General features: G+C 61.1%; 29 protein-coding genes. 15 read left to right on the top strand and 14 right to left on the bottom strand.

Features of this window, described 5'->3' with window-relative positions; genetic code table 11:
* Positions 1-144: 144 nt before the first annotated feature.
* The 5 genes from LHAB_RS06585 (at position 145) to LHAB_RS06565 (ending at position 5,526) form a co-directional block, all read left to right on the top strand.
* On the top strand, positions 145-1,356 hold the full coding sequence (locus LHAB_RS06585) for a M20 aminoacylase family protein (RefSeq protein ID WP_090044851.1): 1,212 nt from the start codon (positions 145-147) through the stop codon (positions 1,354-1,356).
* Between the two features lie 11 nt (positions 1,357-1,367).
* The gene (locus LHAB_RS06580; protein ID WP_090044850.1) at positions 1,368-2,456 is read left to right on the top strand and encodes a M14 family metallopeptidase; all 1,089 of its coding nucleotides are present in this window, start codon (positions 1,368-1,370) and stop codon (positions 2,454-2,456) included.
* Positions 2,453-3,412, top strand: a complete 960-nt coding sequence (locus tag LHAB_RS06575) for a complex I NDUFA9 subunit family protein (RefSeq protein ID WP_090044848.1) — start codon at positions 2,453-2,455, stop codon at positions 3,410-3,412. Before LHAB_RS06580 ends, LHAB_RS06575 begins: the two co-directional genes overlap by 4 nt.
* 164 nt (positions 3,413-3,576) lie before the next feature.
* Entirely contained in the window at positions 3,577-4,260 is a 684-nt protein-coding gene (locus tag LHAB_RS06570; protein WP_090044846.1) for a glutathione S-transferase family protein, read from the top strand.
* Between the two features lie 12 nt (positions 4,261-4,272).
* Positions 4,273-5,526 carry a multifunctional CCA addition/repair protein gene (locus LHAB_RS06565; protein WP_090044844.1) on the top strand — a complete coding sequence of 418 codons (1,254 nt, stop codon included), beginning with the start codon at positions 4,273-4,275 and terminating at the stop codon, positions 5,524-5,526.
* 127 nt (positions 5,527-5,653) lie between these two features.
* Here LHAB_RS06565 and trxC read toward each other — a convergent pair whose 3' ends face one another.
* The 5 genes from trxC to LHAB_RS06540 all read right to left on the bottom strand — a co-directional run bounded on the left by trxC (position 5,654) and on the right by LHAB_RS06540 (position 8,377).
* On the bottom strand, positions 5,654-6,100 hold the full coding sequence (gene trxC / locus LHAB_RS06560; RefSeq protein WP_090044842.1) for a thioredoxin TrxC: 447 nt from the start codon (positions 6,098-6,100) through the stop codon (positions 5,654-5,656).
* A 95-nt stretch (positions 6,101-6,195) separates the two neighbouring features.
* Positions 6,196-6,456 (bottom strand): translation initiation factor IF-1, encoded by a 261-nt coding sequence (gene infA, locus LHAB_RS06555; RefSeq protein ID WP_019426546.1) that lies wholly within the window; start codon positions 6,454-6,456, stop codon positions 6,196-6,198.
* Between the two features lie 14 nt (positions 6,457-6,470).
* On the bottom strand, positions 6,471-6,686 hold the full coding sequence (locus LHAB_RS06550; protein WP_228763367.1) for a hypothetical protein: 216 nt from the start codon (positions 6,684-6,686) through the stop codon (positions 6,471-6,473).
* A 380-nt stretch (positions 6,687-7,066) separates the two neighbouring features.
* The gene (locus tag LHAB_RS06545) at positions 7,067-7,261 is read right to left on the bottom strand and encodes a DUF2905 domain-containing protein (protein WP_090044838.1); all 195 of its coding nucleotides are present in this window, start codon (positions 7,259-7,261) and stop codon (positions 7,067-7,069) included.
* 18 nt (positions 7,262-7,279) lie between these two features.
* On the bottom strand, positions 7,280-8,377 hold the full coding sequence (locus LHAB_RS06540) for a class I SAM-dependent methyltransferase (protein ID WP_090047736.1): 1,098 nt from the start codon (positions 8,375-8,377) through the stop codon (positions 7,280-7,282).
* A gap of 119 nt (positions 8,378-8,496) precedes the next feature.
* Here LHAB_RS06540 and LHAB_RS06535 point away from each other — a divergent pair, with 119 nt between their 5' ends.
* From LHAB_RS06535 to LHAB_RS06510, 6 genes are read left to right on the top strand one after another with little or no spacing between them, the layout of a single operon-like run.
* Positions 8,497-9,270 carry an SDR family oxidoreductase gene (locus LHAB_RS06535; RefSeq protein WP_090044836.1) on the top strand — a complete coding sequence of 258 codons (774 nt, stop codon included), beginning with the start codon at positions 8,497-8,499 and terminating at the stop codon, positions 9,268-9,270.
* Positions 9,267-9,662, top strand: coding sequence for a dihydroneopterin aldolase (locus tag LHAB_RS06530; RefSeq protein WP_090044834.1), 396 nt, complete (start codon positions 9,267-9,269; stop codon positions 9,660-9,662). Before LHAB_RS06535 ends, LHAB_RS06530 begins: the two co-directional genes overlap by 4 nt.
* A complete protein-coding gene (locus LHAB_RS06525) occupies positions 9,659-10,030 on the top strand; it encodes a dihydroneopterin aldolase (RefSeq protein WP_090044832.1) in 372 nt (123 codons plus the stop codon). The genes LHAB_RS06530 and LHAB_RS06525 overlap by 4 nt, the downstream gene beginning before the upstream one ends.
* A 2-nt stretch (positions 10,031-10,032) precedes the next feature.
* The gene (ttcA, locus tag LHAB_RS06520; RefSeq protein ID WP_090044830.1) at positions 10,033-10,971 is read left to right on the top strand and encodes a tRNA 2-thiocytidine(32) synthetase TtcA; all 939 of its coding nucleotides are present in this window, start codon (positions 10,033-10,035) and stop codon (positions 10,969-10,971) included.
* Positions 10,972-10,989: 18 nt separating this feature from the next.
* The gene (locus LHAB_RS06515; RefSeq protein ID WP_090044828.1) at positions 10,990-11,619 is read left to right on the top strand and encodes a DUF4136 domain-containing protein; all 630 of its coding nucleotides are present in this window, start codon (positions 10,990-10,992) and stop codon (positions 11,617-11,619) included.
* A gap of 12 nt (positions 11,620-11,631) precedes the next feature.
* Positions 11,632-12,276: a histidine phosphatase family protein gene (locus LHAB_RS06510; RefSeq protein ID WP_090044827.1), complete on the top strand. Its 645-nt coding sequence runs from the start codon at positions 11,632-11,634 to the stop codon at positions 12,274-12,276.
* A 101-nt stretch (positions 12,277-12,377) separates the two neighbouring features.
* Here the strand turns inward: LHAB_RS06510 and ruvB are convergent, their stop codons facing one another.
* Both ruvB and ruvA read right to left on the bottom strand, forming a co-directional pair.
* Complete coding sequence (ruvB, locus tag LHAB_RS06505; RefSeq protein WP_090044825.1) at positions 12,378-13,430, bottom strand: Holliday junction branch migration DNA helicase RuvB; 1,053 nt, start codon at positions 13,428-13,430, stop codon at positions 12,378-12,380.
* 14 nt (positions 13,431-13,444) lie between these two features.
* Entirely contained in the window at positions 13,445-14,020 is a 576-nt protein-coding gene (gene ruvA / locus LHAB_RS06500) for a Holliday junction branch migration protein RuvA (protein ID WP_090044823.1), read from the bottom strand.
* A 94-nt stretch (positions 14,021-14,114) separates the two neighbouring features.
* On the opposite strand from ruvA, the gene LHAB_RS06495 reads away from it, so the two are divergent.
* On the top strand, positions 14,115-15,095 hold the full coding sequence (locus LHAB_RS06495) for a PhoH family protein (protein WP_090044821.1): 981 nt from the start codon (positions 14,115-14,117) through the stop codon (positions 15,093-15,095).
* A gap of 16 nt (positions 15,096-15,111) precedes the next feature.
* Positions 15,112-15,567 (top strand): rRNA maturation RNase YbeY, encoded by a 456-nt coding sequence (gene ybeY, locus LHAB_RS06490; protein WP_090044819.1) that lies wholly within the window; start codon positions 15,112-15,114, stop codon positions 15,565-15,567.
* A gap of 292 nt (positions 15,568-15,859) precedes the next feature.
* On the opposite strand, the gene dbpA is transcribed toward ybeY, so the two are convergent.
* The 4 genes from dbpA to tyrS are packed head-to-tail and all read right to left on the bottom strand — an operon-like array spanning position 15,860 to position 19,952.
* Positions 15,860-17,269 carry an ATP-dependent RNA helicase DbpA gene (dbpA, locus tag LHAB_RS06485; protein WP_090044817.1) on the bottom strand — a complete coding sequence of 470 codons (1,410 nt, stop codon included), beginning with the start codon at positions 17,267-17,269 and terminating at the stop codon, positions 15,860-15,862.
* 34 nt (positions 17,270-17,303) lie between these two features.
* Positions 17,304-17,747, bottom strand: coding sequence for a D-aminoacyl-tRNA deacylase (dtd, locus tag LHAB_RS06480; protein WP_090044816.1), 444 nt, complete (start codon positions 17,745-17,747; stop codon positions 17,304-17,306).
* Complete coding sequence (locus LHAB_RS06475; RefSeq protein WP_090044814.1) at positions 17,744-18,670, bottom strand: cation diffusion facilitator family transporter; 927 nt, start codon at positions 18,668-18,670, stop codon at positions 17,744-17,746. Before LHAB_RS06475 ends, dtd begins: the two co-directional genes overlap by 4 nt.
* A gap of 49 nt (positions 18,671-18,719) precedes the next feature.
* Positions 18,720-19,952 carry a tyrosine--tRNA ligase gene (gene tyrS / locus LHAB_RS06470; RefSeq protein ID WP_090044811.1) on the bottom strand — a complete coding sequence of 411 codons (1,233 nt, stop codon included), beginning with the start codon at positions 19,950-19,952 and terminating at the stop codon, positions 18,720-18,722.
* A gap of 144 nt (positions 19,953-20,096) precedes the next feature.
* Here tyrS and LHAB_RS06465 point away from each other — a divergent pair, with 144 nt between their 5' ends.
* Positions 20,097-21,563, top strand: coding sequence for a M23 family metallopeptidase (locus LHAB_RS06465; protein WP_090044809.1), 1,467 nt, complete (start codon positions 20,097-20,099; stop codon positions 21,561-21,563).
* 94 nt (positions 21,564-21,657) lie between these two features.
* Positions 21,658-22,797: an anhydro-N-acetylmuramic acid kinase gene (locus LHAB_RS06460; RefSeq protein ID WP_090044807.1), complete on the top strand. Its 1,140-nt coding sequence runs from the start codon at positions 21,658-21,660 to the stop codon at positions 22,795-22,797.
* Between the two features lie 33 nt (positions 22,798-22,830).
* On the opposite strand, the gene erpA is transcribed toward LHAB_RS06460, so the two are convergent.
* The 3 genes from erpA to rplM form a co-directional block, all read right to left on the bottom strand.
* Positions 22,831-23,196 (bottom strand): iron-sulfur cluster insertion protein ErpA, encoded by a 366-nt coding sequence (gene erpA / locus LHAB_RS06455; RefSeq protein WP_090044805.1) that lies wholly within the window; start codon positions 23,194-23,196, stop codon positions 22,831-22,833.
* Between the two features lie 168 nt (positions 23,197-23,364).
* A complete protein-coding gene (gene rpsI / locus LHAB_RS06450; protein WP_053172304.1) occupies positions 23,365-23,757 on the bottom strand; it encodes a 30S ribosomal protein S9 in 393 nt (130 codons plus the stop codon).
* An 11-nt stretch (positions 23,758-23,768) separates the two neighbouring features.
* Positions 23,769-24,200 carry a 50S ribosomal protein L13 gene (rplM, locus tag LHAB_RS06445; protein ID WP_089953382.1) on the bottom strand — a complete coding sequence of 144 codons (432 nt, stop codon included), beginning with the start codon at positions 24,198-24,200 and terminating at the stop codon, positions 23,769-23,771.
* Positions 24,201-24,326 lie beyond the last annotated feature (126 nt).

The following is a 24,326-nucleotide window of genomic DNA, read 5'->3' as shown; positions in this document are numbered from 1 at the left end:
GGGGCTGTGCGAAGGGGCGGTCTGGCTGGAGACGAAGGTTCGATGCCATTGTGGCCCAAACCCGGCCCTCGACGGGTGGCTCGCTTGTCCCCCATGTGCACAGGGGTGTTGGCAACCCTGTTCAAGTGTGGCTAGACTGTGACCATGAAAATCCTCGACTCCATCCTCACCGACGCGGCCAGCATCGCGGCCATTCGCAAAGACATCCACGCTCACCCCGAGCTGTGCTTTCAGGAAGTGCGCACGGCCGACGTGGTCGCCCAGCAGCTGACCGACTGGGGCATCCCCATCCACCGCGGCATGGGCACCACCGGGGTGGTCGGCATCGTGCACGGGCGTGACGGCGGCGCATGCGGGCGTGGCATTGGCTTGCGGGCTGACATCGACGCCCTGCCCATGCAGGAATTCAACACCTTTGCCCACGCCAGCAAACACCAAGGAAAGATGCACGCCTGCGGCCACGACGGCCACACGGCCATGCTGCTGGCTGCGGCCAAACACTTTGCCAAGCACCGCGACTTTGACGGGACGGTTTATTTGATCTTCCAACCCGCCGAAGAAGGCGGCGGCGGTGCCCGCGAGATGATCAAGGACGGTCTGTTTGAGAAGTTTCCCATTCAGGCCGTGTTTGGCATGCACAACTGGCCCGGCGCTGCCGTGGGCACGTTTGCAGTGAGCCCTGGCCCGGTCATGGCGTCGAGCAACGAGTTCAAGATCATTATTCGCGGCAAGGGCAGCCATGCTGCGCTGCCGCACAACGGCATCGACCCGGTGCCGATTGCCTGCCAGATGGTGCAGGGTTTCCAGACCATCATCACCCGCAACAAAAAGCCGGTCGACGCGGGCGTGATTTCGGTCACCATGATCCACGCGGGTGAAGCCACCAACGTGGTGCCCGATTTCTGTGAGCTGCAGGGCACGGTGCGCACTTTCAGCATCGAGGTGCTCGACCTCATCGAATCCCGCATGAAGCAGGTGGCCGAGTCGCTTTGCGCCGCTTTTGGCGCCCAATGCGAATTCGAGTTCGAGCGCAACTACCCACCCACCATCAACAGCGCGGCCGAGGCCGACTTTGCGCGCCAGGTGATGGCCGGCATCGTGGGGGCCGAGCAGGTGATGCATCAAGAACCCACCATGGGCGCAGAAGACTTTTCCTACATGTTGCAGGCCAAGCCCGGCGCGTATGTGTTCATCAGCAACGGCGACGGCGCGCACCGCGAAATGGGCCATGGCGGCGGCCCCTGCACCTTGCACAACCCCAGCTACGACTTCAACGACGACCTGATCCCGCTGGGCGGCACCTATTGGGTGGAACTGGCCACGCAGTGGTTGGCCCATCCGACACAAACCACTTGATCGCCCTCCGCATGAACGACATCCAAAACGGCTTTTCCAAAAGCTACGCCCAGGCGCGTGAAAAATTCCTGAATGCCGCCCAGACCGCAGGCCTGCAGGTGGACTCGAACATCCACCCCCTGCCCGGGCGCGATGGTGAAACCCTGGCCATGGACGTGGTGCTCGACGGTGCGCCCGATGCCAACGCCTTGCTGGTCATCAGCAGCGCTTGCCACGGCGTGGAAGGTTATTGCGGCTCTGGCGTGCAAATCCATGCCCTGAAAAACACCGCTTGGCGTGAGGCGGCCCGTGCGCGGGGTGTCGCGGTGCTCTACATCCACGCCCTCAACCCGCACGGGTTTTCGCATGTTCGCCGGGTCACCCACGAAAACGTGGACATCAACCGCAACTTCCAGGATTTCTCCAAGCCCTTGCCCGACAACCCGGCCTACCGCGAGATCCACACCTTGCTGCTGCCCGAGGTCTGGCCGCCCGACGCTGCCAATGCGCAGGCCACCGCGCAATACATCGCCGAACGCGGCATGAAAACCTACCAAGCTGCCGTCTCCAAAGGTCAGCACGAGTTCCCAGATGGCCTGTTCTTTGGCGGCCAGGCGCCCACCTGGAGCAACCAAACTTTGCGCTCAGTGCTGAAAAAGTACGGGCAGCGCTGCCAAAAAATGGCCTGGATCGACCTGCACACGGGCCTGGGACCCAGCGGTGTGGGCGAGCGCATTTTTGCCTGCGCCGACGATGCAGCGGCCTTTGCCCGCGCCAAAGCCTGGTGGGGCCAGGGCATCACCTCGATTTATGACGGCTCTTCCAGCTCCCCCATGCTCACAGGGCTCATGTGGATGGCGGCTTACCAAGAGTGTCGGCAGGCCGAGTACACCGGCATTGCCATGGAATACGGCACGCAAGCGCCAGACAAAGTCATCTATGCCCTGCGCGGTGACCACTGGTTGCAAGGGCATCCCGAAGCACCTGAGGCCCTGAAAAAACAGATCAAGCAAGACCTGATGGATGCGTTTTACGTGGACACCGACGAATGGCGCTCCCAGATCGTCGAGCAAGCCATGGCAGCGATGCACCAGGCTGTCACGGGTTTGAAGACGCCATGAGCACCCCACGCGTTCTGGTCTTGGGGGGCAGCGGCTTTGTCGGTCGCCACGTCTGCGAGCAGCTGGCCCGCTTGGGCTGGCACATCACCGTGCCTACCCGACGCGCGGTGAACGCGGCCAGCGTTCAAAGCCTGCCCGGGCTGACAGTGATCGAGGCCTCTGTTCACGAAGAAGCCGATCTGGCCCGGTTGATCCCCGGGCACGACGCGGTGGTGAACCTGGTGGCCGTGCTGCACGGCAGTGAAGAGCGCTTTGAAAGCGTGCATGTGGATTTGCCTGGCAAGATCGCCAGTGCCATGAAAAAAGCAGGTGTGCAGCGTCTGGTGCATGTCAGCGCCCTGGGTGCCGACCCTCAAGGCCCCTCCATGTACCAGCGCAGCAAGGCGCGGGGCGAGACGGTCCTGCACAACGCGGGGCTGAACCTCACCATCTTGCGACCCAGTGTGATTTTTGGTGCCGAGGACAAATTCCTCAACCTCTTCGCCGACCTGCAGGCCGTAGCCCCCTTCATGCCACTGGCGGGCAGTGGCACCCGTTTTCAGCCGGTGTGGGTGGCCGATGTCGCCCGCGCCGTGGTGGCTTGTCTGCAAAAACCGGACACCATCGGCCAGACTTACGAGTTGTGCGGCCCCGACGTCTTGACGCTGGGCGAGTTGGTCCAGCGGGCTGGCCAGTGGGCCGGTGTCAACCATGGCCGAGGACGGCCGGTCATCGGTTTGCCGATGTGGGTGGGCTGGCTGCAAGCTGCGGCCATGGAATTGGCCCCGGGTGAGCCCTTGATGAGCCGGGACAATTTGGCGTCCATGAAGGTGGACAACATCGCGACGGGTCAGCTGCCGGGCCTTTCTGACTTGGGCATCAGCGCAGCCTCTGCAGCGGGTGTGGCGCCCAGCTATCTGGGCCACCGCGGCCCACGCAGCCGCCTGAACGGTTGGCGTGCTCGCGCTGGGCGCTGATTCCTGTTGCGAAGCGCTTGGGTGGATGTGTGAGGGGATGCGGCGGGTTCCTCATGACGGGGTACCGAAAATCGTCACCCACCGCAACCCCTCACACACCTGAGTTGTAAATCGTCTACGACTGGCTTCGTTAACATGCAGGGTCAGATTCACGGGAGAAAAGAATGATCCAGCTCTACATCGCCAACAAAAACTATTCGTCCTGGTCCATGCGCCCCTGGGTGCTGCTGCGCCAAGCGGGCATCGACTTTGAAGAGGTGTATGTTCGCTTTGACAGCTTCGCCTCTGACTCACAATTCAAGAGTGCGCTGAAAGACGTGAACCCGGTGGGCAAAGTGCCTGTGCTGGTGCACGACAGCTTGGCCGTGTGGGACACCCTGGCCATTGCGGAATATGTGGCCGAGCAGTTTCCCGACAAGCATCTCTGGCCGCAAGACCGCACCGCCCGCGCACGCGCCCGCAGCGTCTGCGCCGAAATGCACAGCGGCTTCTCGGGTCTGCGCAGCGCATGCCCCATGAACATCGAAGCGCACCTGCCCGAGATCGGCGCTTTGGCCCTGCGCGACAAACCCGCCGTGCGCGCTGACCTGAGCCGTATCTGCAGCCTGTGGAGCGGTCTCCTCAAAGAACACGGCGGGCCCATGCTGTTTGGCCAGTTCACCGTGGCCGACGCTTACTTTGCACCGGTGGTGATGCGCCTGAAAACCTACGCCCTGCCCGTGCGTGCCGAGGTGGCTGCCTACATGGACCGCGTGTGCGCTCTGCCCGGTGTGAAAGCCTGGATCGACGACGCACTGGCCGAGCAAGACTTCATCGACTTTGAAGAGCCCTTTCGGGTGGCGCGCTGAAGGCAAGTCACCATGAAGGTTTTTGTCGTCGGCGGTGCAGTGCGCGATGCCTTGATGGGTTTGCCCGTCAATGACCGCGACTGGGTGGTGGTGGGCAGCACGCCCGAGGCCATGACCGCTCAGGGCTATGTGCCCGTGGGCAAGGACTTTCCAGTGTTTTTGCACCCGCAAACCCGCGAGGAATATGCCCTGGCCCGCACCGAGCGCAAAACGGCGCGCGGCTACAAAGGTTTTGCCGTGCAGGCTGCGCCCGACGTCACGCTCGAGGAAGACCTGGCCCGACGCGACCTGACCGTGAACGCCATGGCCTTGCCCAACGCGCTGGCACACCAGCCCCTCAGCGCCTGGTCAGGACACATCGTCGACCCCTACGGCGGCCAGCGCGACCTGCAAGCCAAAGTGCTGCGCCATGTCACCGACGCGTTTGCCGAAGACCCCGTGCGGATCCTGCGGCTGGCAAGGTTTGCGGCGCGTTTTGCCGACTTCACAGTGGCCGACGAGACCACAGCCTTGATGCGCCAGATGGTGGAGGACGGCGAAGTGGACCACCTGGTGCCCGAGCGCGTTTGGCAGGAGCTGGCCAAAGGCCTGATGGCCGCCCAGCCCTCGCGCATGTTCGAGGTGCTTCGCGCCTGCGGTGCCTTGCGCGTGTTGTTGCCTGAGTTGGACCGACTGTGGGGTGTGCCCCAGCGCGCCGAATACCACCCCGAGATCGACACCGGCGTGCACATGATGCTGGTGATGGACATGGCGGCCAAGTTGAACATGCCTTTGGCTGTGCGCGTGGCCTGCCTGATGCACGACTTGGGCAAAGGCAGCACGCCCGCCGACGTGCTGCCGCGCCACATTGGCCACGAAGTCCGCAGCGTCAAGCTATTGCACAAGGTGTGCGAGCGCCTGCGCGTGCCGACCGATTGCAAGGAGCTGGCCGAGGTGGTGGCGCGTGAGCACGGCAACATCCACCGAAGCGCCGAGCTGGGGCCAGAAGCCTTGATGCGCTTGTTGGAGCGCTGCGACGCCATTCGCCAAGCTGAACGTTTTGCGCTCGTGCTACAAGCGTGTGAGTGCGATGCACGGGGACGCCTGGGGTTTGCGCAAACGGCTTACCCGCAGGCTGGGCGCTTGCTCAAAGCGCAACAAGCAGCCCTATCGGTTGAGACCGCGCCCATTGCCCAAGCTGCAGCAGCCCAAGGCCTCAAAGGGCCTCAAATTGGCGCGCAGATCACCCAAGCACGCATCCAAGCCATCGCACTGGCGTCGCTCTGAACCTGTCTTTGTGGGCGCGAGCCCCTGCTCGAAAAAGTGTTTTGTGGCTGTGCAGAGATTCGGCTGCAGGGGCAGCCTCCCACAAAGCCAAAAGCTCGGTGGGTGCAGACCCGATCGGAGGTCCGAGTCAAAGGTGAGAGCGCGTCCAATCGGCGATGTCTTGCGCGGTGCGGAATGCGCCGGCTTGACGGGCCACTTCCTTGCCGCCGACAAACAGCGCCAGCGTGGGGATGCTGCGGATGTTGAAACGGGCAGCGATGGCCTGAGCTTCTTCGGTGTTGAGTTTGGCCACCCGCACTTGGGGCTCCAAAAGGCCTGCGGCCTGTTCGTAGGCCGGGGCCATCATGCGGCAGGGACCGCACCAAGGCGCCCAAAAATCCACCAGTACCGGCACATGGCTGCGGCCAATGTGCTTGTCAAAGCTGGCAGCGTCCAGCGTCAGCGGGTGTCCGTCAAAAAGAGCTTGGTGGCACTGCCCGCAATCGGGGGCGTTGTGCAGGTCGGCCACACGCACGCGGTTGGTGGTGTGGCAGTGCGGACAAACAATGTGCAAGGCGTTGGCTGAATCGGTCATGGAGCTCCCTGTGTTTCAAAACCACTTGGGGGCCATGCTGCACGATTCAAGGCCCGGGCGCCTTGTCTCAAGTCAAGGCCAGGCGCCGGACAATTTCAGCGAGCGGGAGGGCGGCGAGGCGCCATGGGTGCACGGCCAGCCAGGTGACGGAAGCTGATGCGACCTTTGCTCAGGTCATAAGGCGAGAGTTCCAGCGTCACTCGGTCCCCCGCCAAAATGCGGATGTGGTTCTTGCGCATCTTGCCGGCCGAATAAGCGATCAGTTGGTGGCCGTTGTCCAGCGTCACGCGAAAACGCGTGTCGGGCAAGACCTCGTTGACCACGCCCATCAGTTCAATCAGTTCTTCTTTAGCCATTTAAAACGTCTTTCTCAAAGCAGGATCGGTTTCGTCGTCTGGCGCTCTACCCACAACAGGCCTTCATCGAGGGCGTATTGGCTGGCGGCGGCCGGCGTGGCGAATTCGGGCACAAACCGCATCACGCGGTCGGTGCTGGCGCTGCCGCGGCCACTGGCCACGGACACTTGCGCACCAAATGCGCCGTTGGGCAAAGCCCTGGAGCACGGTTGAATTCGGAATTTTCCCATGGAGATGGGTTGGTGTGAACAGTATGAAATAGTCATGTATTTTAACGAAGGGGGTCGAACCACTTTTTTCGGCCCTCTTGGGGGCTGTGCAGCGGCACGGGTTTTGGCATGTCCTGCTGCCAAAAAGCTCCCTCGAATGCCAGCTGTAAAACTTGGCGAACAACCGCACCGTGCAGAGGTGCATGAAAAGGGAAGCAAAAAATCGTCTGGGCCCAGCTTGGAAAAGCATGGCGGGCGATGTGCACAGTGGAGGACAAGACTGGCATCCCTCTGCCGGGATGCGCTATCGGCTCGGCTAGAGCGAGATGGGCATAAGTCGCCAATGGCGTGCCGCACTGTAACACGTTCGTGTCTGGGGTGCTTTTTGCTGGCTGGGCCGCTCACACCCAGCGCGCTATCCCTGCCGCCACCATGCTCAGCAGCAAGGTGCTGGTGATGGGCAGGAAGAACTCGCGTCCGAACAAGCGAAACCGAAAGTCGCCGGGCAGGCGACCAAACCCCAGTTTTTGCAGCCATTTTTGCAAGCCACTGAAAATGATCAGGGCCAGAAAAACCACGATGAGCCAACGCAACATAGCCAGCCTTTGTGCCGTTTACAGGCGGTGGGAGCGGTCACCCCGGACAAAGCCCTGGGCTGACCAATCGGCCGATGTGGCAAAACCAATCACCTTGAACAGCTCGCCCATTTCGTGCTCATTGATCAGGCGCTGCGCTTGGCTGCGCTCGGCCAAAGAAGCATCGGCCATCCGTTCAGCCAGCCCCAGATTCAACAAAAACCAGGCTTGGCTGGCATACCCCAGAACCTCCAACCCGGCGTTTTGTCCGGCCAAGGCCACCCCGGTGAAGTTGACATGGGCCGTGATGTCTTTTTGGCCCACGGCCACCAAGGGGTTGTCGTCGGCTTGGTGCAGCTGGTGGCACATGACGGTGCCCATGTGGCGCTGCGGGTGAAAGTATTCGGCCTCAGGAAAACCGTAATCCAAAAAGAACGCCGCCCCGCCCCGCCCGGCCAGCAGCCGCTCGGCCAGGCTGGCCAAAAAAGCCTCGGCCTGGGGGTGGATTTCGGTCAGGTAGTCGTGCTCGCCTTCGATCTCGACGGGCGGGCGCAAGTCGGTGATGCGGTCTTGCCAAGCGAAATCTTTGCCTTTGCTGACCACGCCACGCTCGTGCCAGACACCTTGTGTGCGCTGCAAGAGTTGCACCGGCATCGCATCCAGCACCTCGTTGCCCACCACCACACCCTCGATGGCATCGGGCCAGGCGTCCAGCCAACGCACTTTGTGGGCATATTTCAGCAAAGTCTCGGACTGTCGGGCCCGCAAAGTGCCGGACACATCGATGATGGTGTAGCGGCTGAGGGCATCACCCAAGCTGTCCAGCAACTGCAAAGCCAGGGCTCCGGTGCCCGCGCCAAACTCCCAGACTTCTTCTGTTCGAGTCGCTTCAAGCGCCTGTTTCACCTGCACCGCCAGCGTCTGCCCAAACAAAGGCGACATGCCTGGCGCGGTCACGAAATCGCTGCCCGATGAGGGCATGGCACCGAACTTTTGCAGGGCGTTGGTGTAGTAACCCAAGCCCGGCTCGTACAGGGCCATGGCCATGAAACGGTCAAAACCGATCCAACCTCCAGCTTGCGCGATGGCGTGGTGGATCAATGGGGTCAATTCAGCAGGGGGTGAAGGGTTGGGCATGGACACGCACGGATTGTCGCCGAAGGCGTGCAGGACTTTGTGCACCTTGGGCGTCTGAACCAGACCGCTTGCCCGATAATCAGGGCCCCAACACGCCATCTGCAACCCACCCCTTTTTCATGAAACAAGTTCTGGTCACCGGAGGCGCTCATCGCCTGGGCGCAGAGATCGTTCGCCAATTCGCGGCGGCAGGCTGGCGCGTGTGGTGCCATTACCAGCGCTCAGAAACGGTGGCAAGGACCCTGCAGGCCGAACTGCGTGCCCAAGGGGCTGTGGTCGAGTTGGTGCGCTCCGATCTGGCGCAAAGTGCCGATGTCGAACGCATGATGGCCCACATCGTGCACGACAGCGGGCCGCTCGATTGCCTGGTGAACAACGCCTCACTGTTCGAGCCGGACGAGGGCACGCAGATGGACCTGCCGGGTACGCGCCTGCAACTGGAGGTGAACCTGATCGCGCCCATGACGCTGGCTTCGCTGATGGCCCAGCAAACTGCGCCCGAGGCCACGCCCGGCCAGCGCAGCGTGATCCACATCCTGGACCAGAAGGTGTTCAACCTGAACCCGGACTATTTCTCCTACACCGTCTCCAAGTTGGCCCTGGAGCGCGCGGTAGCCCTGCAGGCGCAGGCCTTGGCCCCTTTGCGTGTGTGCGGCGTGGCGCCGGGACTGATGTTTCTGAGTGGCCCGCAAACCCAGGACAACTTCGACCGGGCCAGCCGCGTGAACCTGTTGCGCCAGCCCATCGACCCAGCCCAGGTGGCGGCGACGTGCCTGTTTCTGGCGCAAAACCCCTGCATCACCGGCACCACAGTGTGCGTGGACAACGGCCAGCACCTGGTGCCTCTGGCGCGCGATGTGATGTTCTTGGCCGACAAGAAAGACACCGCATGAGCGACGCTCTGAACAACCTGGCACTGAGCTGCCGCCGCCTGTTTTTGCGCAACCACACCGTGGACGTGCGCATCGGTGCGCACGACTTTGAAAAGCTGGGGCCCCAGCGCATTGTTTTCAATGTGGAGCTGTTTGTGCCGTACAGCGCGTCCACCCCCACGCAAGATGACTTGGCCGAGGTGGTGGATTACGACTTCATCCGCGAGGTGATCGCACGCCGCGTGGCCCAGGGCCACATCGTGCTGCAGGAAACCCTGTGCGACGACCTGATGCGCGAGCTGATCGCGCACCCGCAGGTTCAGGCGGTGCGCCTGTCCAGCTGCAAACCCGATGTCTACCCGGACTGCGAAGCGGTTGGGGTTGAAATTTTCCAGACCAAAACTGCCTCATGAAAACCCCTGCTGGCCAACAAACCCTGGAGCTGACTGGTTTGCGCTTTGACGCCAACCTGGGCATCCTGGAACACGAAAAAACCGATCCGCAGCCGATCCAGGTCGATGCCGAGCTGAACCTGGGCACGCAGCCCTTGCTGCCCAGCGACGACGACATCCACCATGTGCTGGACTACCGCAAGGTGCGCAAAATCATCATCGATGAGTGCACGGCCGAGCACATCAACCTGCTGGAAACGTTGATCGGTAAAGTCTCGAACCGCCTGATGCAGTTGCCAGGAGTGCTGGGCGTGCGCGTCAAGATTGCCAAACTTGAAATTTTTGAAGACTGCGAAGTGGCCATTCGCATGGAAACCGGACAGTGGTGAACATGAACACAGCAACTGAAAACACCTGGGTGGACGCTGAAGCCGAAGCCAGTGCAGCGGCGGCCAAGGCCGTCAAGATCGAGCGCGAGACCCACAAACTCGAAAAACGCCTGTGCCGCCAGATGGGCCAAGCCATTTCCGACTTCAACCTGATCGAAGCGGGTGACCGCATCATGGTCTGCATGTCGGGTGGCAAAGACAGCTACGGCATGCTGGACATCCTGCTCAAGATGAAGGCTCGCGCCCCGGTCGACTTTGAGCTGGTGGCGGTCAACCTGGACCAAAAGCAACCCGGCTTTCCCGACCACATCCTGCCCGCCTACCTGAAAGAGCTCGGGGTGGCGTTCCACATCGAGACGCAAGACACGTATTCGATCGTGAAAGACAAGATCCCCGAAGGCAAGACCATGTGCAGCCTGTGCTCGCGCCTGCGCCGGGGCATTTTGTACCGCGTGGCGCGAGAGCTCAAATGCAACAAACTGGCGCTCGGCCACCACCGTGACGACATGCTCCAGACCTTCTTCTTGAACATGTTCTTCGGCGGCAAGCTCAAAGGCATGCCGCCCAAGCTGGTCAGCGACAACGGCGAGTTCATGGTGATCCGTCCGCTCGCTTATGTGGCCGAATCCGACCTCATCCGTTGGGCTGCGCACCGACAATTTCCCATCATTCCGTGCACCCTGTGCGGGAGTCAGGAAAACCTGCAGCGCTTGCAAGTGGGCAACATGCTGCGCGACTGGCAAAAAAAGCATCCTGGCCGCATTGAAAACATGTTTGCGGCTTTGCAAAATGTGGTGCCTTCTCATTTGATGGACCCCAAGCTGCATGCTTTCAAGGACCTGAAAATCACGGGCATCGCAGACGATGCGGGCGACAAGGCTTTTGACGAGGAAGAATTCCAGGAAACGTCTTTGCCGGGCATCCAGGTCATCTCGATGTGAACCTCAAGGGGACAGCTCATGCGCTCAAAAAGTCGGCAGCTCACGCGGTGGTTTTCGCTGGGTCTGGCCGCGCTGGTCTTGAGCGGCTTGACGGGCTGCGCTTCGATGCGGCTGATCGACAGCGATGTGGTCTCGGTGGCCGCCGTGCCGCCCGGCATGAGTTTGCAGGGCGCCAAATACCGCTTTGAGCGCTTGCCCTCCCAAACCCACAACCCCGAAGCGGGGTTGGCCGAGCAACAAGCGCAGGCCGCGATGACGGCCGTCGGTTTGGTGCGTGACGACGCCGGTGCCAGCCTGAGCGTGATGGTGGGCTTCAGTGGTTCGCAGTACTTGGCCGACCCTTGGGGTCGCCCGATCGCTGCGGGCTGGACACCCTATGGCAACGTGTCCATCGGTTCGGGTATGGGCTCGCACATCGGCTTGGGGGTGGGCATGCGATTTCCACCGCCCACGCATTACCTGCGCGAAGTCAGCGTGGTCATGCGCGACCTGAAATCAGGTCAGGTGGTCTACGAAACACGCGCCAGCCACTCCGGCCCTTGGCGCGACAACGCGCCCATTTTTGCCACCCTGTTCCAGGCCGCTCTGGCCCACTTCCCCAATCCGCCTGCTGGCCCGCGCCGGGTCAACATCGAACTGCCCCACTGAACCCGATACCTCATGGAACCGACCCGCATTTTGGCCATCCGCCACGGTGAAACCGCCTGGAACGTCGACACCCGACTGCAGGGCCATCTGGACATCCCGCTCAACGACGTGGGCCTGATCCAAGCGCAGCATCTGGCACAGGCTCTGGCCCAAGGCGAAACCATCGATGCGATTTACGCCAGCGACCTGTCGCGCGCCCAGAACACAGCCGAGGCGATTGCTCAGCGTGTCGGCCAAACGGTCAGCACACATGCCGGCCTGCGCGAGCGGCACTTTGGCGCGTTCCAAGGCCGCACTTTTGCCGAAATCGAAGTCGAGTTGCCCGAGCACGCCTGGCACTGGCGCAAACGCACACCCGACTGGACACCTCCAGAGGGCGGTGAATCCTTGCTTGATCTGCGCGAGCGGATTGTGAACACCGTGGACGAACTCGCTGCCCGGCACCCGGGTCAGCACATCGTGATGGTGGCGCATGGTGGCGTGCTGGACATCCTGTACCGCGCCGCCACCCGCCTGGATCTGCAAGCGGCGCGCACTTGGGATCTGACCAACACCGCCGTCAATCGCCTGCTGTGGACACCGCAAGGCCTGTCGCTGGTGGGCTGGGGTGACACCACACACCTCGATGCGCTGGGCCAGGACGAAGCGAGCGTTTGAAGCCCAGGCGCGAGGTCTTCTGAAGGCAATTGCCGACCCCCACTGAGCAGGCCTGCGCAAGCAATGGCTCGTGCCCACGCAAGGCACAACAGTTTGAAACTTTAAATCCGTTCGCCAAACGACTTCGGCGGTGTCACGCCCAGATGCCTGAAAGCCGCCAGCGTGGCCATGCGCCCGCGCGGTGTGCGCTGCAAATAACCTTGCTGAATCAGATAAGGCTCGATCACATCTTCGATCGTGTCGCGTTCTTCGCCGATGCTGGCCGCGATGTTGTCCAGCCCCACAGGCCCCCCGTCAAAACGGTGGATCACCGCTTCGAGCAGTTTGCGGTCCATCAGGTCGAAACCTTCGGGGTCGACGTCCAGCATGACGAGCGCTTTTTGCGCCAGCCCTTTGTGGATGGTGCCATCGCCCTTCACATCGGCGTAGTCGCGCACACGGCGCAGCAGGCGGTTGGCAATGCGCGGCGTGCCGCGTGAGCGGCGGGCGATCTCGAACGAACCTTCGGGATCGATGGGCGCTTTGAGCAAACCGGCGCTGCGGGTCACGATGCGGGTGAGCTCTTCGGGGGTGTAAAACTCCAGGCGCGACACGATGCCAAAACGGTCGCGCAGCGGGTTGGTGAGCATGCCGGCGCGTGTGGTGGCCCCCACCAGGGTGAAAGGCTGCAAATCGAGTTTGATGCTGCGCGCCGCGGGGCCTTCGCCGATCATGATGTCGATTTGGTAGTCCTCCAGCGCCGGGTACAAGATCTCTTCGACCACCGGTGACAAGCGATGGATCTCGTCGATGAACAGCACATCGTTGCGCTCCAGATTGGTCAGCAACGCGGCCAGGTCCTTGGGCTTTTCCAGCACCGGGCCGCTGGTCTGGCGCAGGTTGACGCCCAACTCGGCGGCGATGATGTGGCTGAGCGTGGTCTTGCCCAGCCCCGGCGGGCCAAACAGCAACACATGGTCCAGTGGCTCTTCGCGCATCTTGGCCGCGCTGATGAAAATTTCCAACTGCTCACGCACCTTGACCTGGCCGACGTATTCATCCAGCAGCTTGGGTCGCAGGGCGCGTTCAATGGCCTCTTCCTGGTGGGAAACCGGGGCGGCCGAAATGACCCGGGGCTCCGGTTGCGGGGCAAAATCGTCGGTGCGGATGCTCATGGCTCAGTGCATTTTCATTTGTTGAGGGCTTTGAGGGCCAGCTTGATGCCCTCGCTCACGCCCACATCAGCGGGCAAGCTCTTGAGGGCCACCGTGGCTTCCTTGTCGCTGTAGCCCAGTGCCAGCAAGGCTTGCTGGATGTCGCTTTGCGCATCCGGGGTGTTCACGGCGAACAAGCCGCCGAGGTCACCGCCCAGCTTGCCTTTGAGTTCCAGCAACAGGCGCTCGGCGGTTTTCTTGCCGATGCCGGGCACCTTGACCAGACGCCCGACTTCTTGCGTGGTGATGGCCTGCGCCAGATCGGACACGCTCATGCCTGAGAGCACGCTGAGCGCCGTGCGGGGGCCAACACCGGAGATCTTGATCAATTGCCGAAAGGCTTCGCGCTCGCTCAGGGTGGCAAAGCCGTAGAGGATTTGCGCGTCTTCGCGCACCACAAAGTGCGTCACCAGACTGACTTTTTCGCCCGTGGCGGGCAGGTTGTAAAACGTGCTCATCGGCACATTGACCTCGTAGCCCACGCCATGGCAGTCCACCACCACCTCGGGGGGGTTCTTGTCGCTCAGGATGCCGGTGAGTTTGCCAATCATGGGGGGCCTTTGGGTTGCATGGATATGGAGGAGAATCGGGGCTCCTTGGTCTGCAAATCACCCAGCGAAACCACCCACGAACAGGATTATCCACTTGATCGTCAGACACACCTTCACGCCGCACAACAACACCCGCTTGTCGCACCTGTGCGGCCCCATGGATGCGCACCTGCGCACCATCGAAGCGGGCTTGCAGGTGAGCATTGCGCACCGCCACGAGCAGTTCAAGGTGGACGGCCCCAAAGCGGTGGCCCTGCGGACCATGGAGATTTTGCAGGCCATTTATGAACGTGCCGACCGCCCGATTGCGCCCGACATGGTGCAACTCATGCTGGTGGGCGACAGCGGGGGCGAAGAAGCCGACCTGCCGGCCTTGCAAACCCGCCGCGCAGACCTGAAGGCCCGCACCCCGGTCCAGGCGGCTTACCTGGAGAGCATCGCCACCCACGACATCAGCTTTGGCATTGGCCCGGCCGGCACGGGCAAGACCTATTTGGCCGTGGCTTGCGCGGTGGACGCTTTGGAGCGCGCCAGCGTCCAACGCATCGTGCTGACCCGCCCGGCCGTGGAGGCCGGCGAGCGCCTGGGCTTTTTGCCGGGCGACCTGTCTCAAAAGGTCGATCCCTATTTGCGCCCGCTGTACGACGCTTTGTACGACCTGATGGGCTACGACAAGGTGCAAAAAGCCTTTGAACGCAACGCCATCGAGATTGCCCCACTGGCCTTCATGCGTGGACGCACCCTGAACAACGCTTTCGTGATCCTGGACGAAGCGCAAAACACCAGCACCGAACAGATGAAGATGTTTTTGACGCGCATTGGCTTTGGCGCCAAGGCGGTGGTCACGGGGGATGTGAGCCAGATCGACTTGCCCAAGGGACAGCTGTCGGGCCTGATCGACGCCGAGCGCGTCTTGAAGCGTGTCAAAGGCATTGCCTTCACACGCTTTTCCAGTGCCGATGTGGTGCGCCACCCGCTGGTGGCCCGCATTGTGGACGCCTATGACGTGCAAGGCAGCGCCGCCATGCGGGCGGGTGTCACCACCCGTCGCAAGCCTTTGCCTACAGACGATTGAATTGCCAACAGAACCCATGCCCCTGCAACAACTCCAGCTGTCCCTGCAATTCGGTGACATCCCCAACGCGGCGCGCCACCGCGCCGCCCTGCCGCGCCATGCAGTGACCCGAGCCATCCGGCACGCATTGGCGGACGATGCCGAAATCACCGTGCGCATCGTGGGCGAAGAAGAAGGTCGGGCTCTGAACAAGGCTTATCGCAAAAAGGATTACGCGACCAATGTACTGACCTTCGACTACACGCAGGAACCTGTGGTGGTGGCCGATTTGGTGTTGTGTGCGCCGGTGGTGGCGCGTGAGGCCAAAGAGCAAGGCAAGACGCTGGCAGCGCATTACGCGCATTTGCTGGTGCATGGCACTTTGCATGCGCAGGGCTGGGACCATGAGACCAGTACCGCGGATGCGGAGGAGATGGAGGCTTACGAAATTGCGATCTTGGCGGGTTTGGGGTTGAAAAACCCTTATTTGTGACTGTGTGAGGTTTTGGTTTGGGTGGGGCCGGGTTCCTCATGACGGGGTACCGAAAATCGTCACCCAGCCCCTCCCCATTCAAAGCCGTGGTGCATTTTCAAAACCCGCTGAGCATCTATGGCGCGTCGGGCCTGCAAGCTTCTGACCGAAAATCAGTCAACAACCGCCGATCTCTTGCACAAATAACCACTCAGGTGAGTGAGGGGATGGGGCGGGCACCGATTTTCGGTACCCCGTCATGAGGTGACCGCCGCATCCCCTCACTCACCGACCCCAGCAAAAGACAAAACGGTCAGAGCAACCGAACCTTCACGCTCTTGCCCTTGATCTTGCCGTGTGATAACTGCGCCTCGACCTTTTTGGCCAGCGCCGCCTGCACCGCCACATAGGTCGAAAACTCATTCACATTGATCTTGCCGACCTGCTCACGGGTCAGGCCGCATTCGCCAGCCAAAGCACCCATCACGTCACCTGCGCGGATTTTCTCCTTGCGCCCACCCACAATTTGCAAGGTGCGCATGGGCGGCTGCAAAGGCCCGCCTGCAGCAGGCGTGAGACCCGACAGCGGCTCCCAGGTCGATTCACGGCCTTGCATCAGCTCGATCTTGCCCACCGCCCCCATCTCGTCCATGCTCGCCAGTGTCAGCGCCAGGCCTTCGGCATCGCCGCGGCCTGTGCGGCCAATGCGGTGGATGTGGATTTCGGGGTCGGGCGTCACATCCACGTTGATCACGGCTTCGAGTCCTTCCACGTCCAACCCGCGCGAGGCCACATCGGTGGCCACCAACACCGAGCAGCTGCGGTTGGCAAACTGCACCAAGACTTGGTCACGCTCACGCTGCTCCAGCTCCCCAAACAACGCCAGCGCGCTGTAGCCTTGGGCTTGCAACACTGCCACAAGGTCGCGGCACTGCTGCTTGGTGTTGCAAAAAGCCAGCGTACGCTCGGGCCGAAAATGCGCCAGCAGTTTGGACACGGCATCCAGCCGTTGGGACTCGCTCACCTCATAGAACACCTGACGGATTTTGTGCGCGCTGTGCTGCGCCTCCACCTTGACGGTCTGCGGTGCGCGCATGAACTGCGCCGCCAGCTTCGCGATGCCTTCGGGATATGTCGCTGAAAACAACAGCGTCTGTCGGTCCTTGGCGCACTGACGCACCACCTTGGCGATGTCGTCGAAAAAGCCCATGTCCAGCATGCGGTCGGCTTCGTCCAGCACCAGCGTGTTCACCCCCGACAGGCTGAGTGAGCCGCGCTCGAGGTGGTCCAGAATTCGGCCGGGTGTGCCCACCACCACATCGGCGCCATGCTCCAGGCTCAGCGTCTGACCGCGCAAGGCCACGCCGCCGCACAAGGTGACGACTTTCACGTTTTGACGGGCTCGGGCCAGTCGACGGATTTCTTGGGTCACCTGGTCGGCCAGCTCGCGGGTCGGGCACAAGATCACGGCTTGAATGGCGGCACTGGGCGAACCCGCGCTTTGCAAGCGCTCGATCAGGGGCAGGCCAAAGGCGGCGGTTTTACCGCTGCCCGTGCTGGCTTGGGCGATCAGGTCCTGCCCCGCCAAAGTCAAGGGCAAACTGGCCGCCTGAATGGGCGTCATCTGGGTGTAGCCCAGTTGCTCAAGGTTTTGAAGGGTGGCGTGTGCCAGCGCAAGCTGGTCGAAGCGAGCCGAACTCGCGGCAGAAGAAGTTGCAGTCATAAAGGGATTATCGTTGCCCACCCCGAGCAGCAACTCAAGCCGTCATGCGCATCGGGATGGTGATGGGACCGTCGTTGATGAGCGCCACTTTCATATCGGCAGCAAACTGACCCGTTTGGACCACCGGGTGTGCTTTTTGGGCCTGTGCCACGAAGTATTCGTACAAGCGCCTTCCTTCCTCCGGCGCAGCCGCTTGGGTGAAGCTCGGGCGGTTGCCCCCCGCAAGATCGGCGGCGAGGGTGAACTGGCTGACCACCAGCAAACCACCGCCCACGTCCTGCACACTCAGGTTCATCTTGCCGGCCGCATCACTGAAGATGCGCAGCTTGAGCATCTTGGCCAACATGCGCTCGGCCACGGCTTCGGTGTCGCCTTTTTCAACGCACAGCAGCACCAGCATGCCCGAGCCAATCTGTCCGATCACCGCCCCGTCGACGTGCACGCTGGCTTCGCTCACCCGTTGCAACACTGCGATCATTTCAAGTCCCTGGCATCGTCAAAGTGCGCTTCCACATCGCTGGGCAAAAGCTGGATGGTGGCCCGCAAGCCAGGCACCTCACTCATCAGCGCCTGCTCCACACTGGCGCGCAAGGCGGCGGCCCGGCCCAGCGTCCAACTGGCAGGCATGTGCATGTGCACATCCACAAAACGGCGTTGCCCGGCTTTGCGGGTGTTCAGGTGGTCAAAGCGGATGATCTCGGTCTCGCCGCGCTGGTGCGCAAAACCATCCAGGACTTTCTGCACATCGGCCAAAACCTCGGGCTCCAATGCCTCGTCCATCAAGCCCTGAGAAGAACGCCAAACCAAACTCCAGCCTTCTTTCAGAATGTTCAGGGCCACGCCGATGGCGACCACCGCATCCAGCCACAACCAGCCGCTCACGCTCACCAAAACAATGCCGAGCACCACGCCGGCCGACGTCCAAACATCGGTCACCAGGTGCCGGGCATCGGCTTCGAGCGCCAGCGAGCGGTGTTGATGGGCGGCACGAAACATCAACCACGCCAGAAAACCGTTCAGGGCCGAGCTGCCCACCGACAGGGCCAGTCCCCAGCCAACCTGCTCGATGGGCTGAGGGTCAAACAAGCGATGCACGGCCACCCAAATGATGCCCAGAGCCGCGACCAGGATCAAAATGCCCTCGAAGCCAGAAGAAAAATACTCGGCCTTGTGATGCCCATAAGGATGGTCGTCGTCGGCAGGGCGCGCCGCGATGGTCACCATCATCAAGCCGAACACCGCACTCGCCAGATTGACCAATGACTCCATGGCGTCCGACAGCAAACCGACCGAACCAGTGAGCCACCAAGCACCGGTCTTGAGCGCGATGGTCACCAGCGCCACCACCACAGAAGCCCACAGCATTCGGGTGGGCGTCATCCAAACGTCGAATCTTTTCATGGGCTCAGCATACCCCCGGTGCAAGAGCTGTCCGTGCGCCAGCCCCCGATCAAGCCAGCGTGACCTTGGCAAATTTGCGCTTGCCCACCTGCACCACGTAGGTCCCGGCTTCGAGTTTCAGGCCCTTGTCGCTGACCACGCTGGAGTCCACGCGCACACCGCCCCCGTCAATCAGGCGCCCAGCTTCGGTGGTGGAGGGGGCCAGGCCCGCAGATTTGAGCAAGGCGCCAATACCCATGGGTGCGCCCGACAAGCTGACCTCGGGGATGTCGTCGGGCACGCCGCCCTTGCTGCGGTTGATGAAATCCTGCTCGGCCACATCGGCAGCGGCTGCGCTGTGAAACCGTGCCGTAATTTCCTTGGCCAGCATGACCTTGGCGTCCTTGGGGTTGCGTCCGCCTTCGACTTCTTTTTTCAGCGCCTCGATCTCGGCCATCGACTTGAAGGACAGCAGGGTGTACCAGCGCCACATCAAGGTGTCCGAAATGCTGAGCACCTTGGCAAACATGGTGTTGGGTTCTTCGGCAATGCCAATATAGTTGTTCTTGGACTTGGACATCTTGTCCACCCCGTCCAGGCCCTCGAGCAGCGGCATGGTCAGGATGCACTGCGGCTCTTGGCCGTATTCGGCCTGCAAGTGACGGCCCATCAACAGGTTGAACTTCTGGTCCGTGCCGCCGAGCTCCAAGTCACTCTTGAGCGCGACCGAGTCATAGCCCTGCATGAGCGGGTACAGGAACTCGTGCACCGAAATCGGTGTGCCGGCCTTGAAGCGGTCATGGAAGTCATTGCGTTCCATCATGCGCGCCACGGTGTACTTGGCGGCCAGCTGAATCATGCCCATGGAGCCCAATGGTAGTGACCACTCACTGTTGTAGCGAATCTCTGTTTTAGAGGGGTCCAGCACCAAACTGGCTTGCTTGTAATAAGTTTCGGCGTTGGCCTTGATCTGCTCGGGCGTCAGCGGTGGGCGGGTGCTGTTGCGGCCCGACGGGTCCCCGATCAGGCTGGTGAAGTCGCCGATCAAAAAGATCACTTGGTGACCCAGATCCTGCAGCTGGCGCATTTTATTGAGCACCACGGTGTGGCCGATGTGGATGTCGGGCGCCGTCGGGTCCAAGCCCAGTTTGATGCGCAAAGGCACCCCTGTGGCCTCGGATTTGGCCAGTTTTTGCAGCCAGTCCTCCTTGGGAATCAGCTCCTCACTCCCCCGCAAGGTGACCTCCATGGCGTTCAGGGTCTTGTCCGTGACCGGAAATTTTGTAACAGGCGCTTGATTCATAAGGGTTTTTTCTAAAGTCAAATGGGTATAGACCAGTACAATGGCCCAATATCCTCAAGTCGCCCATTTTAGGGGCGGCCTGACTTTGCAGATCGTGCCTTCCTATCGCTTCAACGAAAGGCGGCGCGAAACTCCCCTGAATTGATGCAATTTCTCGCTTCCATCCAGTCTCGACTGGTCTCTTTGTTGGTTGGCTTCCTGTTCCTTTGCACCGCCGTGCTGGGTGCGGTGCTCGTGGTCGTTCAGCGCACGTTGAACTGGCTGGATGGCCAACATCCCCAATTGGTCAATGGGTTGCAGGCTTTCGCTCAATGGCTGGCCCGTCACCCCAAAACCATCAGCGCCACATTGGCCTCTGTTTTGCTGGCTGGCGGCGGCGGTGCCTTTGCCATCGCCAACCTGGGGCCTGACATCGCCGAACAGCCTGTGGTCACGGTCACCGTCCCTGTAAAAATCGCCAAACTGCAAGAGCAAGCCCAAGCGCTCGACCTGATCCAGTTGAGCCTGTTGCGCACAGACAGCACGCGCGCCTCTGACACGCCTGAGAGTTTGCTGCGCCGTTTGGGGCTGGTTGACCCGGAGGCTGCCGCTTATTTGCGCAAGAACCCCTTGGCCAAACAAGCGCTGAAGCAAGCGGGTCGCTCCGTGGTGGCCGAAGCCGATGGCCAACAGCGCCTGATCAAGCTCAATGTCCGCTGGCTCAACAACGAGACCGACACCTTTTTCCAACGGCTGGCCATCAAACGCACGGCCGATGGCCTGCAGGCCGCGCTGGAAACATCCCCCATGAACACCAGCCTGCGCATGACCGGCGGTACAGTGTCCAGCTCCCTGTATGACGCTGCAGACGAGGCCCGTTTGCCAGATGCCGTCATCAGCCAATTGACCCAGATTTTTTCCAACCAGATCGACTTTCACCGCACTTTGCGCAAAGGCGCTCGGTTTTCTGTCGTCTACGAGGTGCTGGAGGCCGACGGGGAGCCGGTGCGTACCGGTCGCGTATTGACCGCCGAATTCAACAACGGCAACAAGACTTATGAAGCCGTGTGGCATCAGGAACCAGGTCAAAAAGGCAATTACTACAGCATGGACGGCAAAAGCCTGAGCCGAACCTACTTGGCGTCGCCTGTGGCCTTCTCACGCAAGACCAGTGGTTTTGCCATGCGCCTGCACCCGATCTTTCAAACCATGAAAGCCCACTTGGGCGTAGATTACGCAGCCCCAACGGGCACTCCTGCTCAGACTGTGGGTGACGGTGTGGTCGAATTCGCAGGCGTTCAGGGTGGCTATGGCAACATGGTCATTGTTCGCCATGGCAACAACCACTCCACCGTTTATGCCCACCTCAGCCGCATCCAGGTGCGCAAGGGACAGACCGTTCAAAAAGGTCAGACCATTGGTGCCGTTGGTTCTACAGGGTGGTCTACGGGCCCTCACCTGCACTTCGAATTTCGCGTGAATGGCACCCACGTTGACCCACAAAAAGTGATTCAGCAAGCCCAAAGCGTGCCGCTGAGCCCCGCTGCCATGGCGCGGTTCAAATTGGTGGCCGAGCAGGCCAGAACACAGCTTTTGGCTGCCGCACAAATGCGGGAAGTGACCGCACAGTGATCTCCAAGGGCCGCAAGGCCCTTTTTTCTGGCCATCCCTGAAGACGCTTTGACCGCCAAAGGGGTACTTGGACCACCGTGCACCATTGACACCCATGCAAACGATTGATCATTTCATTGGCCTGATGTCCGGCACATCCTTGGATGGCGTCGATGGCGTGCTGGCCCAGATCAACGCACAGGGTCATGTGGAAGTTCAGGCGCATGCCTTTTTGGCTTTCGAGAGCCCCTTCAAAACCGAGCTCCTGGCTCTGAATCAGAGTGGACCGGATGAACTGCACCGCAGCGCTTTGGCGGGCAACCAAATTGCCCGCCTCTACGCCGGAGTGGTTCACGCTTTGTTGCAACAAAGCGGCTTGCAGGCCAAGGACATCGCTGCCGTAGGGGCGCATGGGCAAACCGTGCGCCATCGCCCACTGGAGTTCGATGGCAATGCTGCCAGCGGCATTGAGGCTGTGGGCTACACACTGCAGCTGATCAACCCGTCCCTGCTCGCTGAGCTGACCCGCATCGACGTGGTCGCCGACTTTCGCAGCCGTGATCTGGCGGCAGGCGGACAAGGCGCACCGCTGGTACCCGCTTTTCACCAAGGCGTCTTCGGGCGCACGGATACGACAGTGGCCGTGCTCAACATCGGCGGCATCTCCAACCTCAGTGTGCTTCGGCCAAGGGGTGACGTCCTCGGCTGGGACTGCGGGCCGGGCAACGCGCTCATGGACCATTGGTGCGCCACGCACACAGGGGCCGCATTTGACCGCGGTGGTGCCTGGGCAGCCGAGGGCCGTGTTTTGCCAGGATTGTTGGAAGACTTGATGAACGAGGGCTTTTTGCACCGGGCCCCCCCAAAAAGTACAGGGCGTGACCTGTTCAACCCGACTTGGTTGCAGGCACGCTTGCCCAAGGCGTTGCTGGCTGCTCAAGACGTTCAGGCCACACTGACCGAATTCACGGCACTGGCTTGCGCCAAGGATGTTGTGGACCATGCGGCCGACGCACAGACGCTGATTGTGTGTGGAGGTGGCGCCTTGAACAGCCATTTGATGCGTCGCTTGGCCCACCATTTGCCAGCTGTGCAGGTGATCAACAGTGAGCAGAGGGGCTTGCCCCCTTTGCAAGTGGAGGCCGCCGCCTTTGCCTGGCTGGCCTTCAAAACTGTGCGACGCGAAACGTCAAGTCTGCCAAGCGTCACGGGCGCCCAAGGCGCCCGTGTGCTGGGGGCGATCTACCCCCGTTGATTCAAGGTCAGCCCAGCTGACCAATATCGCCCATCAGGTCGAGAAAGACGAGCCGCAACCACAGGTGGAGGTGGCATTCGGGTTCTTGATGACGAACTGGGCACCCTGCAAATCTTCCTTGTAGTCGATCTCTGCACCAATGAGGTACTGGTAGCTCATGGCGTCGATGAGCAAGGACACGCCATTTTTGCTCATGGTGGTGTCGTCTTCGTTGGTGATTTCATCGAAGGTGAAGCCGTACTGGAAGCCTGAGCAGCCACCACCTTGGACAAACACGCGCAGCTTCAGTTCAGGATTGCCCTCTTCGGCAATCAGGTCGGCCACCTTGGCGGCCGCGCTGTCGGTGAAGACAATCGGTTCAGGCATTTCGGTCTGGATATTTTCAGCAACAGCGCTCATGGTGTTTCTCCGGTTCAATGCCAAATAGTATAGCGCGCTGGTCGGGAATTACCGCCAAGCCTGCCCAGTAACGCTACTGGGCTCATGGGCTTTTCAAACCTTAAGCGCCCAAACAAAAAGCCGCTGCGGCGAACCGAAGCGGCTTTTTGACCAAACAGGCGAAGCGGATTAACGCTTGGAGAACTGCTTGCGGCGACGAGCGGAGTGCAAGCCAACCTTTTTACGTTCGACTTCACGGGCGTCGCGGGTGACGAAACCAGCTTGGCTCAGCATAGGCTTGAGCGAAGCATCGTAGTCAATCAGGGCGCGGGTGATGCCGTGGCGCGATGCGCCGGCTTGACCGGATTCGCCACCGCCGTGCACGTTGATCATGATGTCGAAAGTTTCGGCATGGTTGGTCAACATGAGGGGTTGCTTGGCGATCATGATCGAAGTCTCGCGGCCGAAGTAGGCTTGGATGTCCTTGCCGTTGACCGTGATCTTGCCAGTGCCTTTTTTCAGAAACACGCGGGCGACGCTGGATTTGCGACGGCCTGTGCCATTGTTCCATTCACCAATCATCTCAAGGCTCCTTAGATGTCCAGCACTTTAGGCTGTTGGGCGGTGTGTGGGTGCTCTGCGCCGCCATACACCTTGAGTTTCTTGATCATGGCGTAACCGAGTGGGCCCTTGGGCAGCATGCCCTTGACAGCCTTCTCGAGTGCGCGGCCGGGGTGCTTGGCTTGCATGTCGCGGAAGTTGGTTGCAGTGATACCGCCGGGATAGCCCGAGTGACGGTAATACACTTTGTCGATGGTCTTGGTGCCCGTCACTTTGAGCTGGGCAGCATTGATGATGACGATGAAGTCACCGGTGTCGACGTGAGGCGTGTAAATGGCCTTGTGTTTGCCGCGCAAACGGAGAGCAACTTCGCTGGCTACTCGTCCGAGGACCTTGTCGGTCGCGTCAATCACAAACCACTCGTGCACGACCTCAGCGGGTTTGGCGCTGAAAGTTGTTGTCATGAGTTTTCTCTTTGAAGAAAGGTTTGTCGGGCCCTTTTCCACGGTCGGTGTTCCTCTGTTGGGAACCTCTTAGGTGGGAGCTTGCTTGTACCTTTTCGGGTATGGGCGTCTTCGCCGCGGGGCCAC

Origin of the sequence: Limnohabitans sp. 2KL-27 (assembly GCF_001269345.1) — a bacterium.
Taxonomy (GTDB): domain Bacteria; phylum Pseudomonadota; class Gammaproteobacteria; order Burkholderiales; family Burkholderiaceae_C; genus Limnohabitans_A.
Note: the sequence above shows the minus strand (reverse complement) of the source record. Positions and strands in the feature narration are given on the sequence as shown.

Coding starts and splice junctions, on each gene's coding strand:
- LHAB_RS06545 (WP_090044838.1), bottom strand. CDS start 7,261: ATGTTGCGTTGGCTCATCGTGGTTTTTCTGGCCCTGATCATTTTCAGT.
- LHAB_RS06580 (WP_090044850.1), top strand. CDS start 1,368: ATGAACGACATCCAAAACGGCTTTTCCAAAAGCTACGCCCAGGCGCGT.
- LHAB_RS06475 (WP_090044814.1), bottom strand. CDS start 18,670: ATGAAAAGATTCGACGTTTGGATGACGCCCACCCGAATGCTGTGGGCT.
- dtd (WP_090044816.1), bottom strand. CDS start 17,747: ATGATCGCAGTGTTGCAACGGGTGAGCGAAGCCAGCGTGCACGTCGAC.
- LHAB_RS06525 (WP_090044832.1), top strand. CDS start 9,659: ATGAAAACCCCTGCTGGCCAACAAACCCTGGAGCTGACTGGTTTGCGC.
- ybeY (WP_090044819.1), top strand. CDS start 15,112: ATGCCCCTGCAACAACTCCAGCTGTCCCTGCAATTCGGTGACATCCCC.
- ruvA (WP_090044823.1), bottom strand. CDS start 14,020: ATGATTGGCAAACTCACCGGCATCCTGAGCGACAAGAACCCCCCCGAG.
- LHAB_RS06535 (WP_090044836.1), top strand. CDS start 8,497: ATGAAACAAGTTCTGGTCACCGGAGGCGCTCATCGCCTGGGCGCAGAG.
- LHAB_RS06565 (WP_090044844.1), top strand. CDS start 4,273: ATGAAGGTTTTTGTCGTCGGCGGTGCAGTGCGCGATGCCTTGATGGGT.
- rplM (WP_089953382.1), bottom strand. CDS start 24,200: ATGACAACAACTTTCAGCGCCAAACCCGCTGAGGTCGTGCACGAGTGG.
- LHAB_RS06515 (WP_090044828.1), top strand. CDS start 10,990: ATGCGCTCAAAAAGTCGGCAGCTCACGCGGTGGTTTTCGCTGGGTCTG.
- LHAB_RS06460 (WP_090044807.1), top strand. CDS start 21,658: ATGCAAACGATTGATCATTTCATTGGCCTGATGTCCGGCACATCCTTG.
- rpsI (WP_053172304.1), bottom strand. CDS start 23,757: ATGATTGGTGAATGGAACAATGGCACAGGCCGTCGCAAATCCAGCGTC.
- LHAB_RS06570 (WP_090044846.1), top strand. CDS start 3,577: ATGATCCAGCTCTACATCGCCAACAAAAACTATTCGTCCTGGTCCATG.
- LHAB_RS06510 (WP_090044827.1), top strand. CDS start 11,632: ATGGAACCGACCCGCATTTTGGCCATCCGCCACGGTGAAACCGCCTGG.
- infA (WP_019426546.1), bottom strand. CDS start 6,456: ATGGCTAAAGAAGAACTGATTGAACTGATGGGCGTGGTCAACGAGGTC.
- LHAB_RS06540 (WP_090047736.1), bottom strand. CDS start 8,377: ATGCCCAACCCTTCACCCCCTGCTGAATTGACCCCATTGATCCACCAC.
- erpA (WP_090044805.1), bottom strand. CDS start 23,196: ATGAGCGCTGTTGCTGAAAATATCCAGACCGAAATGCCTGAACCGATT.
- trxC (WP_090044842.1), bottom strand. CDS start 6,100: ATGACCGATTCAGCCAACGCCTTGCACATTGTTTGTCCGCACTGCCAC.
- LHAB_RS06530 (WP_090044834.1), top strand. CDS start 9,267: ATGAGCGACGCTCTGAACAACCTGGCACTGAGCTGCCGCCGCCTGTTT.
- LHAB_RS06585 (WP_090044851.1), top strand. CDS start 145: ATGAAAATCCTCGACTCCATCCTCACCGACGCGGCCAGCATCGCGGCC.
- tyrS (WP_090044811.1), bottom strand. CDS start 19,952: ATGAATCAAGCGCCTGTTACAAAATTTCCGGTCACGGACAAGACCCTG.
- ttcA (WP_090044830.1), top strand. CDS start 10,033: ATGAACACAGCAACTGAAAACACCTGGGTGGACGCTGAAGCCGAAGCC.
- LHAB_RS06575 (WP_090044848.1), top strand. CDS start 2,453: ATGAGCACCCCACGCGTTCTGGTCTTGGGGGGCAGCGGCTTTGTCGGT.
- ruvB (WP_090044825.1), bottom strand. CDS start 13,430: ATGAGCATCCGCACCGACGATTTTGCCCCGCAACCGGAGCCCCGGGTC.
- LHAB_RS06550 (WP_228763367.1), bottom strand. CDS start 6,686: ATGGGAAAATTCCGAATTCAACCGTGCTCCAGGGCTTTGCCCAACGGC.
- LHAB_RS06465 (WP_090044809.1), top strand. CDS start 20,097: ATGCAATTTCTCGCTTCCATCCAGTCTCGACTGGTCTCTTTGTTGGTT.
- dbpA (WP_090044817.1), bottom strand. CDS start 17,269: ATGACTGCAACTTCTTCTGCCGCGAGTTCGGCTCGCTTCGACCAGCTT.